The 458-nt window shown below is 44.8% G+C and carries 1 protein-coding gene; it reads left to right on the forward strand.

The genetic code is table 11. From position 1 onward, the window contains the following. Positions 1 to 37 precede the first annotated feature (37 nt). Positions 38 to 418, forward strand: coding sequence for a 2-iminobutanoate/2-iminopropanoate deaminase (gene ridA, locus ACTD9P_RS29875; RefSeq protein WP_004264663.1), 381 nt, complete (start codon positions 38 to 40; stop codon positions 416 to 418). Positions 419 to 458: the final 40 nt, after the last annotated feature.

The following is a 458-nucleotide window of genomic DNA, read 5'->3' on the forward strand; positions in this document are numbered from 1 at the left end:
TTAAAGAACAGCATTTAAAGAATGGGGAGACAGAAAAATGACTAAAGCAATCCATACGAAACACGCGCCGGCAGCGATCGGGCCATATTCACAGGGAATCATCGTAAACAACATGTTTTACAGCTCAGGCCAGATTCCTCTTACTGCTGAAGGAGAAATGGTAAACGGTGATATCACAGAACAAACGCATCAGGTGTTCAGCAATTTAAAAGCTGTGCTGAAAGAAGCGGGCGCTTCTCTCGAGACGGTTGTCAAAGCAACGGTATTTATTGCTGATATGGAGCAGTTTGCGGAAGTGAATGAAGTGTACGGACAATACTTTGATGTACATAAGCCGGCAAGGTCTTGTGTGGAAGTGGCGAGACTGCCGAAAGACGCTCTCGTGGAAATTGAAGTCATTGCGCTGGTAAAATCTTAAATCTCAGAAAAGTGGTTCCGGTCTCCGGGATCACTTTTTT

Origin of the sequence: Pseudomonas onubensis (assembly GCF_965653655.1) — a bacterium.
Classification (GTDB): Bacteria; Pseudomonadota; Gammaproteobacteria; order Pseudomonadales; family Pseudomonadaceae; genus Aquipseudomonas.